The 16,723-nt window shown below is 64.8% G+C and carries 9 protein-coding genes and 1 pseudogene; 9 read left to right on the top strand and 1 reads right to left on the bottom strand.

Annotated features, from left to right (window positions below; translation table 11 throughout):
* Nucleotides 1–18: 18 nt before the first annotated feature.
* From IMX18_RS10440 to IMX18_RS10400, 9 genes and pseudogenes are all read left to right on the top strand, one after another.
* Nucleotides 19–3,822: a type VI secretion protein IcmF/TssM N-terminal domain-containing protein gene (locus IMX18_RS10440; RefSeq protein ID WP_191472661.1), complete on the top strand. Its 3,804-nt coding sequence runs from the start codon at nt 19–21 to the stop codon at nt 3,820–3,822.
* Nucleotides 3,819–4,727, top strand: coding sequence for a type VI secretion system-associated protein TagF (tagF, locus tag IMX18_RS10435; RefSeq protein WP_217191352.1), 909 nt, complete (start codon nt 3,819–3,821; stop codon nt 4,725–4,727). Before IMX18_RS10440 ends, tagF begins: the two co-directional genes overlap by 4 nt.
* Nucleotides 4,724–7,219: a type VI secretion system membrane subunit TssM gene (gene tssM, locus IMX18_RS10430; RefSeq protein WP_085720313.1), complete on the top strand. Its 2,496-nt coding sequence runs from the start codon at nt 4,724–4,726 to the stop codon at nt 7,217–7,219. Before tagF ends, tssM begins: the two co-directional genes overlap by 4 nt.
* Before the next feature lie 143 nt (nt 7,220–7,362).
* Nucleotides 7,363–7,881, top strand: a complete 519-nt coding sequence (locus IMX18_RS10425; RefSeq protein ID WP_013972759.1) for an Hcp family type VI secretion system effector — start codon at nt 7,363–7,365, stop codon at nt 7,879–7,881.
* 95 nt (nt 7,882–7,976) lie between these two features.
* Nucleotides 7,977–9,074 carry a type VI secretion system protein TssA gene (tssA, locus tag IMX18_RS10420; RefSeq protein ID WP_003260519.1) on the top strand — a complete coding sequence of 366 codons (1,098 nt, stop codon included), beginning with the start codon at nt 7,977–7,979 and terminating at the stop codon, nt 9,072–9,074.
* Nucleotides 9,075–9,161: 87 nt separating this feature from the next.
* Nucleotides 9,162–11,678, top strand: coding sequence for an excinuclease ABC subunit UvrA (uvrA, locus tag IMX18_RS10415; RefSeq protein WP_217191354.1), 2,517 nt, complete (start codon nt 9,162–9,164; stop codon nt 11,676–11,678).
* A 158-nt stretch (nt 11,679–11,836) separates the two neighbouring features.
* Nucleotides 11,837–13,486, top strand: a complete 1,650-nt coding sequence (locus tag IMX18_RS10410; RefSeq protein ID WP_015270501.1) for an MFS transporter — start codon at nt 11,837–11,839, stop codon at nt 13,484–13,486.
* Nucleotides 13,483–14,617, top strand: a pseudogene (locus IMX18_RS10405) (HlyD family secretion protein). Before IMX18_RS10410 ends, IMX18_RS10405 begins: the two are co-directional and overlap by 4 nt.
* Nucleotides 14,618–15,032: 415 nt before the next feature.
* Entirely contained in the window at nt 15,033–15,626 is a 594-nt protein-coding gene (locus IMX18_RS10400; protein ID WP_015270503.1) for a hypothetical protein, read from the top strand.
* 118 nt (nt 15,627–15,744) lie between these two features.
* Here the strand turns inward: IMX18_RS10400 and IMX18_RS10395 are convergent, their stop codons facing one another.
* Nucleotides 15,745–16,620, bottom strand: a complete 876-nt coding sequence (locus IMX18_RS10395; protein ID WP_013972763.1) for an AEC family transporter — start codon at nt 16,618–16,620, stop codon at nt 15,745–15,747.
* Nucleotides 16,621–16,723: the final 103 nt, after the last annotated feature.

Raw genomic sequence — 16,723 nt, 5'->3', positions numbered from 1 at the left:
TAGCCGAGTCAGGAAGACATGAAAACATTACTGCGCCTTTTGAAGAATTTCTGGTTTCTCCTGCTGCTGCTGTGGCTGGCAAGCCTGTTGACCTGCTGGTTGGTCGCCCCGTTGCTGCCATGGCTGCAACAGCACCTGCCCGAAGCACTGGCAATCATCAGCGCCTGCTTCCTGCTGGTGATCGTGCTGCGCCAATACCAGCGCATTCGCGCCGAGCACAACCTGGAGAACCTGCTGCAGATCGAGGTTGATCGCTCGTGGAATGCCACTGGCGAGTTCCGTGACCAGCAGGTGCTGCGCGAACGCCTCAAGCATGCCATTGCCATGTTGCGCACCGACCGCTCCGCTGGAGGCGGTGGCAAGGCGGCACTGTCCGACTTGCCCTGGTACCTGGTGGTTGGCATGTCGGCAGCCGGCAAGACCTCGCTGCTGACCCATTCCGGCCTGTCGGCCAGCATTGCCACGGCCAACGACAGCGAAAGCGGCACCCAGCACTGCGACTGGTACTTCAGCCCCGACGCGGTAATGATCGACACCGCCGGCCGCTATTTGCGTGATGACCAGTCGGCCAGCGAGTTCTCGGCCTTCCTGCGCATGCTGCGCAAGCAGCGCGGCAAGGCGGCGATCAATGGCCTGGTAATGGTGGTCAGCCTGCCCGAGCTGCTGGCGGCCAACAGCGACGAACGCAATGCCCTGGCGGCCCAGCTGGTGGCGCGGGTGGAAGAATACGCCGAGTGCCTCGACGCCAACCCGCCGGTCTACCTGATGCTGAGCAAGACCGACCAGTTGCCGGGCTTCAGCCAGGCGTTCGACGGCCTTGACCTGCATGAACGCCAGCAACCGCTGGGCATGACCTTCGGCCTGTCGGAAATCCGCAACAACGGCCTGCACGCCGTGCTGCAGACGCGCCTGGGCAACCTGCAGAACCACATTCGCCAGCATGTCGACGCGCAGGTGATCGCCCTCGGTGCCGAAGCCGACAGCACCCTGCTGAACTTCCCGCAATACTTCGCCGCACTCAGCGGTGTCCTCGAGCAGTTCCTGGAGCACTTCACCCGCGGCCATCGCGGCGGTGCCCCGCTGCTGCTGCGCGGCCTGTACTTCACCAGCGCCCTGCAGACCGGGCAGCAGCTGGGGCAGGTATACGAAGACGTCATCGCCGACGAATTCGCCCTGCAAGCCGCCTACGATGAGCACACCGAGAACGTCGGCAAGGCCGCGGGCAACCGCAGCTACTTCATCACCGACACCTTCCGCCAGGTGATCTTCCCCGATCGCGACCTGACCCTGTACCAGTCGCGCCTGGGCCGCCAGGCCGCGTTCAGCCCGCTGCTGCTGGGCCTGGCCGCCGCCACCGGGTTGCTGTTCATCGGTTGGCAGGCACTGTCGTTCACCAATAACCGCCAATGGCTGGACAGCCTGCGCGGGCAGCTGGCGCAGATCGAACAGGCAGAAGACCGCGAGCAGCAGCTGGCCGCTGGCAAGGGCCTGGAAGTGCTGCGCGAACAGATGGCCCGCGTCGAAAACCATCGCCTGCAGGGTGTACCACTGCAGTTGGGGGGTGGCCTGTACCATGGCGAAGCCATCCACCAGGTGACTCGCACCGCCTACCTGGCGCAACTGCGCAGCCAGGCGCTGGAGCCGATCGCACGCAGCCTGCAAGTGCAGATGCGGGCCTTCAACACCTTCGCCAACGGTATCAACCAGGAGCTGGAATTCACCCCGGCCCCGACACCGAAAAAACGCAATGGCAAGCCGCTGGCCCCGGCCATTGCAGCCAAGGCCCAGGCTGCGCTGGGCAACAGCCGCGCCGGTGCCTATGCCGCCAAGGTCAACCTGGCCACCGCCAGCGATGCCGCCGAGCTGTCTGCCACCACCGGTGGCCTGTCACTGTCCGAAGAAATGCTCGGGCGCCTCGACGAACAGCAGGTGGCCTCGATCATCGATGCCTACAACACCCTCAAGCTGTACCTGTTGCTGACCGAGCCCCAAGGCCATCCGGACCCGGCCTTCGTCGCTGCCAACCTGCCCCAGGCCTGGGCCAGCGCCGCCACCGAAGGCACTCCGGCCGACGCAGCCGTGATCGCAGAAAATGCCCCGCTTTACGTACAGTTGCTGGAACAAGGCCAGGCGCCGTCGTTGCCGCGTAACGAACAGCTGATCAACGAAACCCGGCAAAACCTCAAGTCGTTCATGATCTCCAGCTCGCTGGTCGATCGCGAGTACCTGCGCCTGCAACTCGAGTCGAGCCGCCAGTTCCCGGCCCTGAGCCTGAACGACCTGGTGCCGCAACCGGGCCGCGCGTTGCTGTATGGCTCTGCTGGCGTACCGGCAATCTATACCCGCCAGGGCTGGGACACCTTCGTCAAGCCCGAACTGATCAAGCTGGTGTCGGGCAACCTGCGCAACGAGTCTGACTGGGTGCTGGACGGTGAAGGCGGCGATGCCATCGTGCAGAAGGCCAACTTCGTGCGCGAGTTCATGACCCGCTACAAGCGCGACTACACCCAGGCCTGGTACAAGATGGTCAGCAGCGTGGGGGTACGCCACTTCGCCGACCTGGCCTCGGCCACCCAGCAGCTGGGGCTGCTCAGCGATGTGCAGAACTCGCCGGTAAAGAACCTGCTGGCGGCGGTCAATGACAACACCCAGTGGGACCTGCCGGTCAAGCACGCCATCCCGGCCCCCGGTAGTACCCGCGAAGACGGCTTCTGGAGCAAGGTCTCCGGCCTGCTCGACACCAAGGACGCCCTGCCCGCCAACGTCGCCCCGGCCCTGCCGGCGGTGGACGACGGCAGCCTGGCCAAGCGCTTCGAACCGGTGGCGCGGGTATTTGCCGAAAACAACGCCGAAGGCGCCGACAGCACCATCATGGACCGCTACCTGGCCGCCTTGCGCAAGCTCAAGGTGCGCATGAACAACATCCAGCGTTCGCAGGATGTGGGCAAGAGCAGCAAGCAGCTGATCAGCGAGACCCTGGAAGGCCAGCCGAGCGAAGTCACCAACGTGCGCAACTATGTGGAAAGCAGCGTCGACACCAGCCAGGACGGCCTGTCGCGCTCGCTGCAGGGGCTGTTCAGCCTGCCTATCCAGTATGCCTGGGCGACCCTGCGCGACCCGGCCGGCCAGCAGATCGCCAAGGCCTGGGCGCAGCAGATCGCCAAGCCTTGGGAACAGGTCATGGCGCACCGCTACCCGATTGCCGGCAGCAGCCGCAACGAGGCGTCGGTAAAGGACCTGCAGCGCTTCGTCGACCCCGACAGCGGCCTGCTGCCGGCCTTCAAGCGCAACGAAATCGGCAACCTGGCCGGGGGTGAAGGCCTGGGTGTGGGCGACGGCAAGGCACCGGCGCTGGTCAACCCAGGCATGCTCAACAGCATCGACAAGGCCAGCTCCGTGGGCCAGGTGATCGCCAGCCTGTCGGACCGTGACAACGGCTTCGAAATCATGCTGGAACCTTCTGCCAACTTCACCGACATCGTGTTCACCCTCGATGGCCAGGAACAGCACTACCGCAACGGCCGCAGTAGCTGGAACCGCTTCGCCTGGCCGGGCACCAGCAACGCTCCGGGTGCCCGCCTGGATGTGGTCACCCTCAGTGGCGCGCGGGTCACCGTGTTCGACTTCCCCGGGCGCTGGGGCCTGCTGCGCATGAACGAAAGCGCCCGGGTCGAAGACCTGGACGGCATTCAGCAACGCTTCAGCTGGAACACCGCCAGCGGCCGCGTGAGCCTTGTAGTGCGCAACTTCGGTGGGGTGAAACTGACCGACCTGGGTGATGTCAAGGCGCTGAGCGCCCTCAACGACAGGGGCGCCCAATGATCGGTTGCTTCGGCAAGCTGCCGTCGAGCGCAGACTTCGTCAGCCTGCATGGCGCGGCGGAAGAAGTCTGCGAGTTCGACGCCTGGCTGCAGTCTGCGCTGGCGGCCATGCGCCACCGCGAAGACTGGCAGGCATTGTTCGACGCACTGCCGATGTGCTTCTTCAATTACCGCGCGAGCAACGGCAACTGGCTGCTGGGTGGCCTGCTCAGCTCGCGGGATGCCAGCCAGCGACGCTACCCGTTCTTCATCTTCCAGTTGCTCAAGGGCGAGGGAGCCACGATGCTGGTGAACCCGTTCACCCTCGGCGAGCTGTTCAGCGCGCAGATCAAGCCGATGCTGCACCAGGCGGTGCAGGGCGCTGACTGCGCCAGCCTGTTCGAACGCATCAAGGCCCTGCGGCCGCTGCAGGCCCAGGACCTCGACCTGTTTCGCCAGGTGCACGCCAAATTCCTCAAGGATTTCAGCTTGGCCGATGTCGCCCGCGCCCTGCTGCGCTCCTGGCCGGACTTCAAAAGTGACAAGGCGCTTGCGCTGCTGCAGGCAAGCCGAGCCGTGCTGCACAACGATTTCGCCGGTGGCATCGAGCTGCCCTTGCCGGCCGAACGCGGCCTGAAAAACCCTACCGCCGACCTCTGGCTGACCTGGCTGACCCGCATGAGCCGGCAGCCCGGCGTGCCGGCGGTGAGCCTGCTGGCCGACGACTTCATGAAACCACGGCTGTACTGCCTGCCGACGCGCCACGCCAACTGTGCCTACCGCCTGCTCAGTGGTTGCGCCGAAGCAGGTCAGCATCTGGAGCCGCTCGACCCGCTGACGGTACCGCCACGGCTGCACGATTACGACCGATCTCTTGAACATGTCATCGACCAGTTCGTCGATGCGCTGGATGCGACACCTGTATGAACAAGATCAAGTACTACTGCCTGCGCTACCAACCCTACCTGCTGGGAGTGGCGTTCTTCCTGGCGATCTTCCTGGTCTGGGCCATCGGTTGCGCCCTGGGCTTCGCCTCGCTGCATAGCCTGCTGGCCGGTATCGGCGTGTTTCTGCTGCTGTCGGCGGGCTATGTACTGCTGCTGTACCGCGGCGCCGGCCAGCACCACAACCTCGAAGGGTTGCTGCGCGACGATGCCGACCAGGCGGTACTCAACGCCACCCCCGCCGACCGCGAAGAAGTAAGCCTGCTGCGCGAACGCCTGCTGCAGAGCATCGAGCGCCTGCGCAGCAACACACCTCGCGGCACCTCGGCCAAGGACGCGCTGTACGCCCTGCCCTGGTACCTGGTGATCGGCCAGCCGGCCGCCGGCAAGAGCACGATGATCCTGCAGTCGGGCCTGAACTTCCCCTATGCCGAACGCGAAGGCGCACGGGTTGCGGGGCTTGGCGGCACGCGCAACTGCGACTGGTTCTTCAGCTCCGAAGCCGTGCTGCTGGATACCGCCGGGCGCTACATGAACAGCCCCGAAGAAGCCGGCAAGTGGCGCGGCTTCCTGCAGCTGTTGCGCCAGCATCGCCAACGCCGCCCTCTCAACGGCTTGATCGTCAGCGTCAGCATCGCCGACATCCTGCATGGCTCGGCCGAGGACCAGGACCGCGTGGCCAAGCGCCTGCGTGAACGGATCCAGGAAAGCTGCGCGCTGCTGGAAGTGCGCCTGCCGATCTACCTGGTGTTTACCAAGTGTGACCTGATCCCCGGCTTCACCCCGTTCTACCGCCAGCTGGATGACGCTGCGCGTGGTGAAGTGATGGGCAAGACCTTCTCGCACAAGGGTTACGCGCAGGCCGACTGGGGCCAGCGCTTCGGCAAGGCGATGGACGAACTGACCGGTTACTGGCAGCAGGTGGCGAGCCAGCACCTGGTGCAGCAGGACATTCAGGTCACCCGGCAGAACAACGCTGCCTACCGCTTCCCGCTGGAGCTGGCCGCGCTCAAGCCGCGCCTGCAGCAGTTCGTCGACAGCCTGTTGCGTGCCAACCCGTACCAGAATGCCGAAATGCTGCGCGGGTTCTATTTCACTGCCGCACTGCAGGCCGACGAAGCCCTGTGGGGCAGCCACGGCCAGCATGTGGCCGAACGCTTCGCCCTCGAACATGCCGAAGGCACCGCCACTGCCGTCAGCCAGCCGGCGCCGCTGTTCATCAACAGCCTGTTCCGCAAGGTGATCATCCCTGACCAGCACCTGGTGGCGCTGTACACCAGCAACACGCGGGAGCGCCGGCGCAAGGCGGGCTGGGTTGCCGCCACCGGCCTGGCAGCCCTGGTGCTGTGCAGCCTGTGGGGCTGGTCGTACCTGAACAACCGCGCCACCCTGGCCAGCATCGCCGACGAACTGGCCCAGGCCAAGGCCGACGACCAGGCTGCCCGCGGCCAGTACGCCGCCTGGCATAGCCTTGACCGCTTGCGCTTCTGGGCCGAGCACTACTATCAGCAGCACCGCGAACAGGGCGTGCCGCTGGGCATGCGCCTAGGCCTGTACCAGGGCCATGAGGTCGAGCCGCTGCTGCGCAGCCGTTACTTCGCCACGCTGCAGAACGTGATGCTCAAGCCCACGGCAGACAACCTGACCCGCACCCTGTACCTGCTGACCACGATCAAGGTGTACCAGCGCAACACCCGCGAACTGCAGCCTGTGAGCGGCGTGGACAGCGTCGAGGCCGAGGCGCTGCCACATGACAACCGCGCGCAGTCGATCGCCGACTTCGGCAAGGCGGCGCTGGATACCTACGTGATGCTCTCGCCGGCCCGACGCGAAAACGCCGACCCGGCGTTTCTCAAGGCGCACCTGCCCGACTACTGGTACCCGGCCATCGCTCGCCATACCGGCAAGAGCATGGCCGCGGCCGCCAGCGAGGCCGGCGGCAACCAGGACTACCTGTACGCCAGCCGCCAGATCACCTTCTACAGCGACCAGATTCGTGAGCCGGATGTGCCGCGTATCCTCGACAACGCCTTCCTGATGTCCAGTTCGCGCAATTACATCGACAGCCTGCGCGCCCAGTCGCTGCGTTCGATCGAGACCATCACGCTGGAGTCCGACACCCTGTTCGCCTTCGGCCGCGCAGACTTCCAGAGCCTGAAGAGCGAAGGCCAGAGCCAGCTGAGCGCGATCGCCAGCAAACTGCTGAACACGCCCAACATCGGCAAGATTATCATTTCCGGCCACGCCGACCAGCTCGGCGACAGCCAAGGCAACCTGCAGGTTTCGAAACAGCGGGCGCAGACCATTCGCACCTACCTGGTCGGCAAGGGCGTACCTGCCGAACTGGTGGTCGCCCAGGGCGAAGGCAGCCGCAAGCCGCTGGTCAACTGCGACCTGCAGCAACCGCGGGCGCAACTGATCAAGTGCCTGGAGCCCAACCGCCGGGTGGAAATCGAAGTACGCGGGCTCAACTGAAGCCCGCTGCAAGAACCGGCTACCCGGGCCTCACAGGAGGAGGCCCGGGTAGCGGAAAGCTACCTCTGCCGACAGGTTCGGCGAGGTCAAAACCAAGGGGCGCATGAGCAACCCTTTAAATGTTGTTAATGGAGAGTTTCACAATGGCATTTGACGCGTATATCCAAATCGACGGCATCCCGGGCGAAGTACTGGATGCAAAGCACAAGGACTGGATCGAAGTGCTGGGCTACGAGTACGGCGCCACCCAGGCCACCTCGGCTACCGCCAGCTCCTCGGGCGGTGCGTCGTCCGAGCGTGTTGCCCTGAGCGACTTCAAGATCCGCAAGGCGGTCGACAAGGCTTCGGCCAAGCTGTTCGAACACTGCTGCACCGGCAAGCACATCGCCAAGCTGAAGCTGAACGTGAACCGCGCCGGTGGTGACAAGGTCACCTACCTGACCATCGACATGGAAGAAGTCGTGGTCTCCTCGGTGCGCTTCATCGCCGGTGGCAACCAGAACGGTGAAGACAAGGCTGTGAGCGACCTGCCGGTCGAAGAAATCAGCTTCAACTTCGCCCGCATCAAAACTACCTACACCCAGCAGAACCGCACCGACGGCCAGGCTGGCGGCAACATCGTCGGCGGCTGGGACCGCACCGCGAACAAAGTGTTTGCCTGATAACCTGCGTACCCGGGGGCCGCTACGGCGGCCCACATCCCACAGCGTGCCAGGTGACCTGGCACGCTGTTCATCTGCCATGACCAGAGTGTTTTATGCCTGAAATCCTCAATGACCTTTCGCTGGCAACGCTGACCGCACCCATCGAGGGTGGCAGTGGCGAAGACTTGAGCTTCTCTGCCTTGTTCGACCAGATCAAGGAGGCGCGCCGGGCAGACCCTGACTACCTGACCCAGGGCGACTGGCAAACCGACCTGAAGACCGCCGACTGGGAGCAGGTGGTCAACCTGTCGGCCCAAGGGCTGGCGCAGCAAAGCAAGGACCTGATGCTGGTAGCCTGGCTCAGCGAAGGGTTGGCCCAGCGTGAACATTTCGAAGGCATCACCTTTGGCCTTCGGCTGACCGAACAGGTACTGGAAGCATTCTGGGACACGCTGTACCCAACACTCGAAGATGGCCTGGACGAACGCGCTGCGCGGCTGTCCTGGCTGAAGACCACGCTCACCGACATTGCCGGTGGCTTGCCCATTACCCAAGGGCAGAATTTTGGCGTGTTGCGCTATGACGAATCACGCTACGTAGAAAACCTTGCCTTGCAGAACCCCAAGGCAATGCAGACCGCGCTGAACGAAGGCAAGATCAACGCCGAAATCTTCCAGCGCTCGGTGGCGCTTAGCGACACCGAACACCTGCGCACCAAGGCCCTGCAGATCGCCGCCAGCCTGGAGGCCTGCAAAGCCCTGCAAGCCAGTGCCGACCGCCTGTTCGGCCATGAGGCGCCCAGCTTTGCCAGCCTTGCCGACATGCTGTCGCGCGCCAGCCAGCTGGCTGAAAAACTGCTCAAGGACCGCGGTGTCGAACTGCACCCCGCCACTGTGGCAGCGGCAGAACCCGAAGCCACTGTTGCCCCCACCAGCGAAGCAGGTGAACCGATGAACACACCCGTCCAGGCCACCACGCCTGCGCCGATGCGCACGACGCCCCTGACCCGCGACGAAGCCTTCACCATGCTTGCGGGTATCGCCCAGTTCTTCAAGCAGAGCGAACCGCAGAGCCCGGTGCCTTACCTGATCGAACGCGCCATCAAGTGGGGCAACATGCCGCTGGAAGGCTGGCTGAGCGATGTGATCAAGGACAGCAACGTGGTGGACAACATTCGCGACGTGCTGGGCACCCGCGAGCCAAGATCCTGATGCTGTATCGGCTACCCGCGAAGAGGCCGGTACAGGCACCACAAATACTGCTAACGTGAGTGCTCTCAACCGCCAAGGACCGCTCAGATGCCGCCACGTTCACCCGCCCCCACCGGCTTCATTCGCGTTCGTGGCGCCCGCGAGCACAACCTGAAGAACATCGATGTGGATATCCCTCGCGACGCGCTGGTGGTATTCACGGGGGTGTCCGGCTCGGGCAAGTCCTCGCTGGCCTTCTCCACCCTCTACGCCGAAGCCCAGCGCCGCTACTTCGAATCGGTGGCGCCCTATGCCCGGCGCCTGATCGATCAGGTCGGCGTGCCGGACGTCGACGCCATCGAAGGCCTGCCGCCGGCCGTGGCCCTGCAGCAGCAACGCGGCACGCCGAGTGCACGTTCCTCGGTGGGCAGCGTGACTACACTGTCCAATTCGATCCGCATGCTCTACTCCCGCGCCGGCAGCTACCCGGCCGGGCAACCGATGTTGCATGCCGAGGACTTCTCGCCCAACACCCCGCAAGGTGCCTGCCCGGAGTGCCATGGGCTGGGGCGGGTCTATGAAGTGAGTGAAGCGACCATGGTCCCCGACCCGTCGCTGACCATCCGCGAACGGGCCGTAGCGGCCTGGCCGATGGCCTGGCAGGGGCAGAACCTGCGGGACATTCTGGTGACGCTGGGCTATGACGTCGATACCCCCTGGCGCGACCTGCCCCAGCAGCAACGCGACTGGATTCTCTACACCGAAGAAACACCCACGGTGCCGGTGTATGCCGGCCTGACCCCGGCGCAGACCCGCGCTGCGCTCAAGCGCAAGCTCGAGCCGAGTTACCAGGGCACCTTCAGCGGTGCCCGGCGCTACGTGCTGCACACCTTCATGCACTCGCAGAGCGCGCAGATGCGCAAGCGTGTGTCGCAGTACATGCGCCCCAGCCCATGCCCGCAGTGCCAGGGCAAGCGCCTCAAGCGTGAGGCGCTGGACGTAACCTTCGCCGGCTGCGACATAGGCGAGCTGTCGCGGTTGTCGTTGCAGGCGCTGGCCGAGGTGTTCCGTCAGGTTGCTGCGCCAGGCTATCTGGAGCAGCACGACGGCAACCTGACCCTGGAAAAACGCCTCGCCGCGCAACGCATCGCCAACGAACTGCTCGAACGCATCGGCCCCCTGCTCGACCTGGGCCTGGGCTACCTGGCCCTGGAACGCAGCACCCCTACCCTGTCCTCTGGGGAGCTGCAACGCCTGCGCCTGGCCACCCAGCTGAACTCGCAATTGTTCGGCGTGATCTACGTGCTGGACGAGCCGTCGGCCGGCTTGCACCCGGCCGACAGCGAAGCCCTGTTTGAAGCGCTGCAGCGCCTGAAGCAGGCTGGCAATTCGGTATATGTGGTGGAGCACGACCTGGATACCATGCGTCGTGCCGACTGGCTGGTGGATGTAGGGCCTGCCGCTGGCGAGCATGGCGGCACCATTCTCTACAGCGGGCCGCCCGCCGGCCTGGCCCGGGTCGAGCAGTCATGCACCCGGGCCTACCTGTTCAGTACATTGGCCCAGGCCACGCGCACACCTCGCCAGGCCCGCGACTGGCTGAAGCTCGAAGGCATCAGCCGCAACAACCTGCACGACCTCAGTGCCGCATTCCCGCTGGGTTGCTTTACCGCCGTCACCGGTATTTCCGGCTCGGGCAAGTCGAGCCTGGTCAGCCAGGCTCTGCTGGAGCTGGTGGGGGCGCACCTGGGCCATGCCGACCTGCGCAGCGAGCCTGAGGAGCAGAGCCTGGAAGATGAACCCGAACAGGCCAGCGGCGGGTTTGTCAGCGCCGGCCTTGGCAGCATCAAGCGCCTGGTGCAGGTCGACCAGAAACCGATCGGCCGCACGCCTCGTTCCAACCTGGCCACCTACACCGGCCTGTTCGACCATGTACGCAAGCTGTTCGCTGCCACCGAACAGGCCAAGGCACAAGGCTTCGATGCCGGGCGTTTCTCCTTCAACGTTGCCAAGGGGCGCTGCGAGAACTGCGAGGGCGAAGGCTTCGTCAGTGTCGAGTTGCTGTTCATGCCCAGCGTCTACGCGCCCTGCCCGACCTGCCATGGCGCTCGCTACAACCCGGAAACCCTGGCGGTGAGCTGGCAAGGCATGAACATCGCGCAGGTGCTGCAATTGACCGTCGACCAGGCCCTGCAAGTGTTCGCCGAGCAGCCAGCGGCGCGCCGCTGCCTGCAGGTGCTGCAGGACATCGGCCTGGGCTATTTGCGCCTGGGGCAGCCGGCCACCGAACTGTCCGGCGGCGAGGCGCAGCGCATCAAGCTGGCCACCGAGCTGCAGCGCATGGCCCGCGGGGCGACGCTGTATGTACTGGACGAACCTACCAACGGTTTGCACCCGCAGGACATCGACCGGCTGCTGGTGCAGCTCAACCGCCTGGTCGATGGCGGGCACAGCGTGGTGGTGGTCGAGCATGACATGCGGGTGGTCGCGCAGAGCGACTGGGTGATCGACATCGGGCCTGGGGCCGGGGATGCCGGGGGCCAGGTGGTGGTCAGCGGCACGCCACAGGTGGTGGCCGGGTGTGCTGAAAGCCGCACTGCGGCGTTTCTGGCCAAGGCCTTGTAGCGCCTGCACCGGCCTCTTCGCGGGTAAACCCGCTCCTACAGGTACTACACAGCTTGCAAGATCTGTGGTGACCCTGTGGGAGCGGGTTTACCCGCGAAGAGGCCGGTGCAGGCTGTAGACTGTTTTTTTGCAACGACCGCTCCAGTACAGTCTGCCCCATGGACAAATACGCCCCACGCCAGTGGCTCCCCCACGAAAAACCCAGCCTGCCGGGCTCCCCCTCCACGCCCCTGCACACACCCGCCAAACGCCTGGCCTACGGCGTGGTCGGGCTGCTGGTGGCGATCACTGGTGGCCTGGGCAACGCGCTGGTCACCGCCAACCTGGTATTCCTGCAGGGTGCGCTGGGAGCAACCACAGCGGAGATGGCCTGGCTGCCGGCCGCCTACGTAATGACCAACGTGTCCATCAACCTGCTGCTGGTGAAGTTTCGCCAGCAGTTCGGCCTGCGCGCGTTCACCGAGGTGTTCCTGGTGCTCTATGCCTTGGTCACCTTCGCCCATCTGCTGGTCAACGACCTCAACTCGGCCATCGCCGTGCGGGCGGCCCATGGCATGGTCGGTGCCGCGCTCAGCTCGCTGGGGCTGTACTACATGATCCAGGCGTTCCCGGCGCAATGGCGGTTGAAGGCTATGGTGCTGGGCCTGGGCGCCTCGCAGCTGGCGTTGCCGCTGGCGCGGATATTTTCCGAAGACCTGCTGCAGATCGCCGAATGGCGCGGCCTGTACCTGTTCGAGCTGGGCCTGGCGCTGGCCGCGCTGGGCTGCGTGCTGATGCTCAAGCTGCCCCCCGGTGACCGCTTCAAGACCTTCGAGCCGCTGGACTTTCTCACCTTCTCGCTGATGGCCAGCGGCACCGCCCTGCTTTGCGCCGTACTGTCACTCGGGCGTATCGACTGGTGGCTGGAGGCTCCCTGGATCGGCATGGCCCTGGCGGCCTCGATCGCGCTGATCTTCAGCGGCCTGGCCATCGAGCACAACCGCCAGAACCCGCTGCTGATGACCCGCTGGCTGGGCAGCGGCGCAATCATTCGCCTGGCCCTGTGCGTGGTGCTGATCCGCATGGTCACCTCGGAGCAGTCCACCGGGGCGGTCGGCTTCCTGCAGGCGCTGAACCTGGGCAGCGAGCAGATGCGCACGCTATACGCGGTCATGCTGCTGGGCGCGGTGGCAGGCCTGGTCAGCAGTGCCCTCACCATCAACCCCAACCACCTGGTGATCCCGCTGTTCATCTCGCTGCTGGCCATGGCCACCGGCGCCTTCATGGACAGCAGCTCGAGCAACCTCACCCGCCCGGCACAGATGTACCTCAGCCAGTTCCTGCTGGCATTCGGCAGCACCTTCTTCCTCGGCCCATCCATGGCCCTTGGCATCAGCCATGTGCGCGCCAACCCGCGCAACCTGGTGAGTTTCTCGGTGCTGTTCGGCATCTGCAACAACCTCGGCGGCCTGATTGGCGCGGCGCTGCTGGGAACCTTCCAGACCTGGCGGGAGAAATTCCATTCCAGCCACCTGATGGACCGCCTCAGCTACCTGGAACCGTTGGTTACGGCCCGCGTGCAAAGTGGCGGTGCCGGCTACGGCGGCATCATTGCCGACCCGGCCCTGCGCAGCGAAGCCGGCATGCGCCTGCTGGCCAGTGCCGCCACCCGCGAGGCGAACATCATGGCCTACAACGATGTGTTCGTGCTGATCGGCAGCATCGCTATCCTGACCATGATCTGGATCTGTATCCGTAGCACCTGGCTCTGGCACACCAAACGCCGGGCCCTTTCCCCTGACTCCACCCCCGGCGCGCCCACCCGATGACCGACAACACCCGCACCACGACCACCACCGCCATCGCCGAAACCCCGGAAGGCGCCACGCCGCCCAGCGAGCCGACCAGCCCGGTGCGTTCGCGGCGGGTGCGTATCCTCTCGTCGATCAGCTTCGCCTGTGTGGCCCTGGCCGGCATTCTGCTGGTGCTGTATGCCTGGCGCCTGCCGCCATTCAGCAGCGCCATCGAAAGCACCGAGAACGCCCTGGTGCGCGGCCAGGTAACCATCATCGGGCCGCAGTTGAGCGGCTATATCGTCGATGTGCCGGTGCATGACTTCCAGTTCGTCAAGGCCGGCGACCTGCTGGTGCAACTGGACGACCGCATCTACAAGCAACGCCTGGCCCAGGCCATCGCCCAGCTGCAGCAACAACAGGCGGCCCTGGCCAACAACCTGCAGCAACGTAACAGTGCCGAAGCCACCATTGCCCAGCGCCAGGCCGCCATCGGCGATGCCGCCGCCCAGGCAACCAAAGCCAGGGCCGACCTCGGCCGCAACCAGGCGTTGGTCAGCGATGGCTCGGTGTCGCGGCGCGACCTGGACCTGGCCCGAGCCAGCGAAGCTGCAGCGGTCGCCAGCCTTGCCCAGGTCAAAGGCAGCACTGGAAATCGCCCGCCAGGACCGCGAAACGGTGGTGGTCAACCGGGCCGCGCTGGAGGCCTCGGTGGAAAACGCCAAGGCCGCCGTGGAGCTGGCCCGCATCGACCTCGACAACACCCGCGTCACCGCCCCGCGCGACGGCCAGCTGGGGCAGATCGGCACGCGACTGGGGGCCTATGTCAATTCCGGAGCGCAGTTGATGGCGCTGGTGCCCGACACCTTGTGGGTGATCGCAAACATGAAGGAAACCCAGATGGCCAATGTGCACATTGGCCAGCCGGTGAGTTTCACCGTGGATGCGCTGAACCATCTGAAGCTGCATGGGCATGTGCAGCAGATCTCACCGGCCACTGGCTCGGAGTTCGCCTTGCTGCAGGCGGACAATGCCACCGGCAACTTCGTCAAGATTGCCCAGCGCATACCGGTGCGGATTACCGTGGATGCCGACCAGCCGGAGGCTCGGCGCTTGCGGCCGGGGATGTCGGTGGTGGTCAGTATCGATACCCGTGGCGAACAGTGATGTTGCCTTTACCGGCCCAATCGCCGGCAAGCCAGCTCCCACAGTTACGGTGCAGCTCTCAAGGCCTGTGGTGTACCTGTGGGAGATTGCCCAGCCCTTTGGGCTGCGCTTTCGCGCACAGAACCAATATCGCTCGTCTGACGCGTCCTTTGTAGGAGCAGCCTTGTGCTGCGAAGAGGCCGGTACAGCCAATAGACAGGCTTTGTCAGTACCGGCCTCTTCGCAGCACAAGGCTGCTCCTATAGAACCTCGCCGAACCAATGAGTCATGTGTTGTTCTATGAGAGCTGGCTTGCCGGCGATTGGGCCACAGCAGCCCACACAGAGATGCCGTCTTGCCATGATTGCGCCGCTCTAGCTCGTAGGTTCTAATCGCGAACGACCCGTTTGCCTTTGTCACTCAAGGAAGTGTCACCATGTACAGGAAGATCGTGCCGCTGGCGCTGTTGGCAACGCTGGCCGGTTGCTCGAACAGCGAGGAAACCAGCGAGGCCAGTTTCCAGAAGGCCGCCCAGGCCTACCTCGATACCCAGTACCCACACTGCTTCGTCATCAGTTCATTCCCGACCAAGACCCAGGACTTCGACCTCCATGGCACCAACAAGGCGTTGCATGCCCTGGCCCAGGTAGGTGTGGTCAGCGAAAAGGAGATCTCGCGCACCGAGGTGCCCGCCCGCCTGTGGCAAGCGGCACGCACGGACATCTACTACGCCTATGACCTCACCGACGAAGGCCGCAAGTATTACAAGGCGGATAACGGGCTGTGCTTCGGCAAGGCTCAGGTCACCGCGATCGAGCAGTTCAGTGAGCCGAGCGAGGTGACTGGGCAGAAGATGTCGAATGTGACCTATGCCTACAAGATCACCGGGTTACCGGCTTGGGCCGGGGATGACGGGGTCAAGGCCAGCATTGCCGAACTGGGCAAGGCGGTGGCCAGCAATGACGCACCGCTCAAGGAAACCCGGGCGATGGTGCTGACCAGCCAGGGGTGGCGGTTGCAGGAGAAATAGCCGTGTGCTTTACCGGCCTCTTCGCGGGCTCGCCCGCTCCCACAGGTGCACCACTGGTTTTGAGAGCTGCGCTGTACCTGTGTGCGGGCATGCCCGCGAAGAGGCCGGTACAAGCGGCTTACATCCACCAGGCCAGCACCACCGGCAACCAGGCAAACGACAGCACCGTGGAACACATCACCAGGTTCGCTACCTGCTCCGGCTCGCGGTTGGCGCGCACCGCCATCAGGTAATTGAACACCGCCACCGGCATCGCCGACTGCACCACCAGCACCGCACGCTCCAGGTTGCCCATGCCCAGCGCCGCACCTACCGCCCAGCCCACGGCAGCCCCCAGGCCAATGCGCAAGCCGCCCAGCAGCATGCCGCTGCCCACATGGCGCAGGCGAATGCTGGCCAGCGACACGCCCAGTGTCAGCAACATCAGCGGGATGGTCATGCCGCCCAGCAGGTCTGCGGTATTGGCCAGCCAGCGCGGCAACTCGAAATCGAGAAAGATGATCGGCATGGCGCCGGCCAGGCTGATCACGATAGGGTTGCGCAGCAGTGCCTTGAACGAAGCCGCAGTACCGGAAATGGCCATGCCGAGGGTGAACTGCACGATCGACAGGGTCAGGAAGAACGCCACGGCCAGGGCCAGCCCGTGTTCGCCAAAGGCATAAAGGCTGATCGGCAGGCCCATGTTGCCGGTGTTGGGGAACATGAACGCCGGCAACAGCACACGCCAGTGCATGCCCGAAGCGCGGCACACCAGCAAGCCGGCCAGGGCCATGCCCAAGGTGCACAGCAGGCAGGCCATGGCCATGCTGGTGAAGGCGTTCGGGTCCAGCTCGGTGCGGCTGAGCGTGGACAGCACCAGCGACGGGGTGCCGACGGTCATCACCACCCGGGCGATGAATTCGGTGGGGTAGTCCAGGCCCTTGCGGGCCCAGGCATAGCCGATGCCGGCGACGATGAAAACCGGGGCCAGGACGGCGAACAGCGAAGCGAACATGGGGGCCTTCCTTGGGGGTGGGCCCCGCATTATGCCGCAGTCTTCGGGATTGCCGGTGCTGCTTTGCAGCCCAATCGCCGGCAAGCCGGCTCCCACAGGTACA

Source organism: Pseudomonas shirazica, assembly GCF_015168335.1.
Taxonomy (GTDB): Bacteria; Pseudomonadota; Gammaproteobacteria; order Pseudomonadales; family Pseudomonadaceae; genus Aquipseudomonas; species Aquipseudomonas asiatica.
The sequence above is the reverse complement of the archived record's forward strand: the minus strand, read 5'-3'. Positions and strand labels throughout refer to the sequence as shown.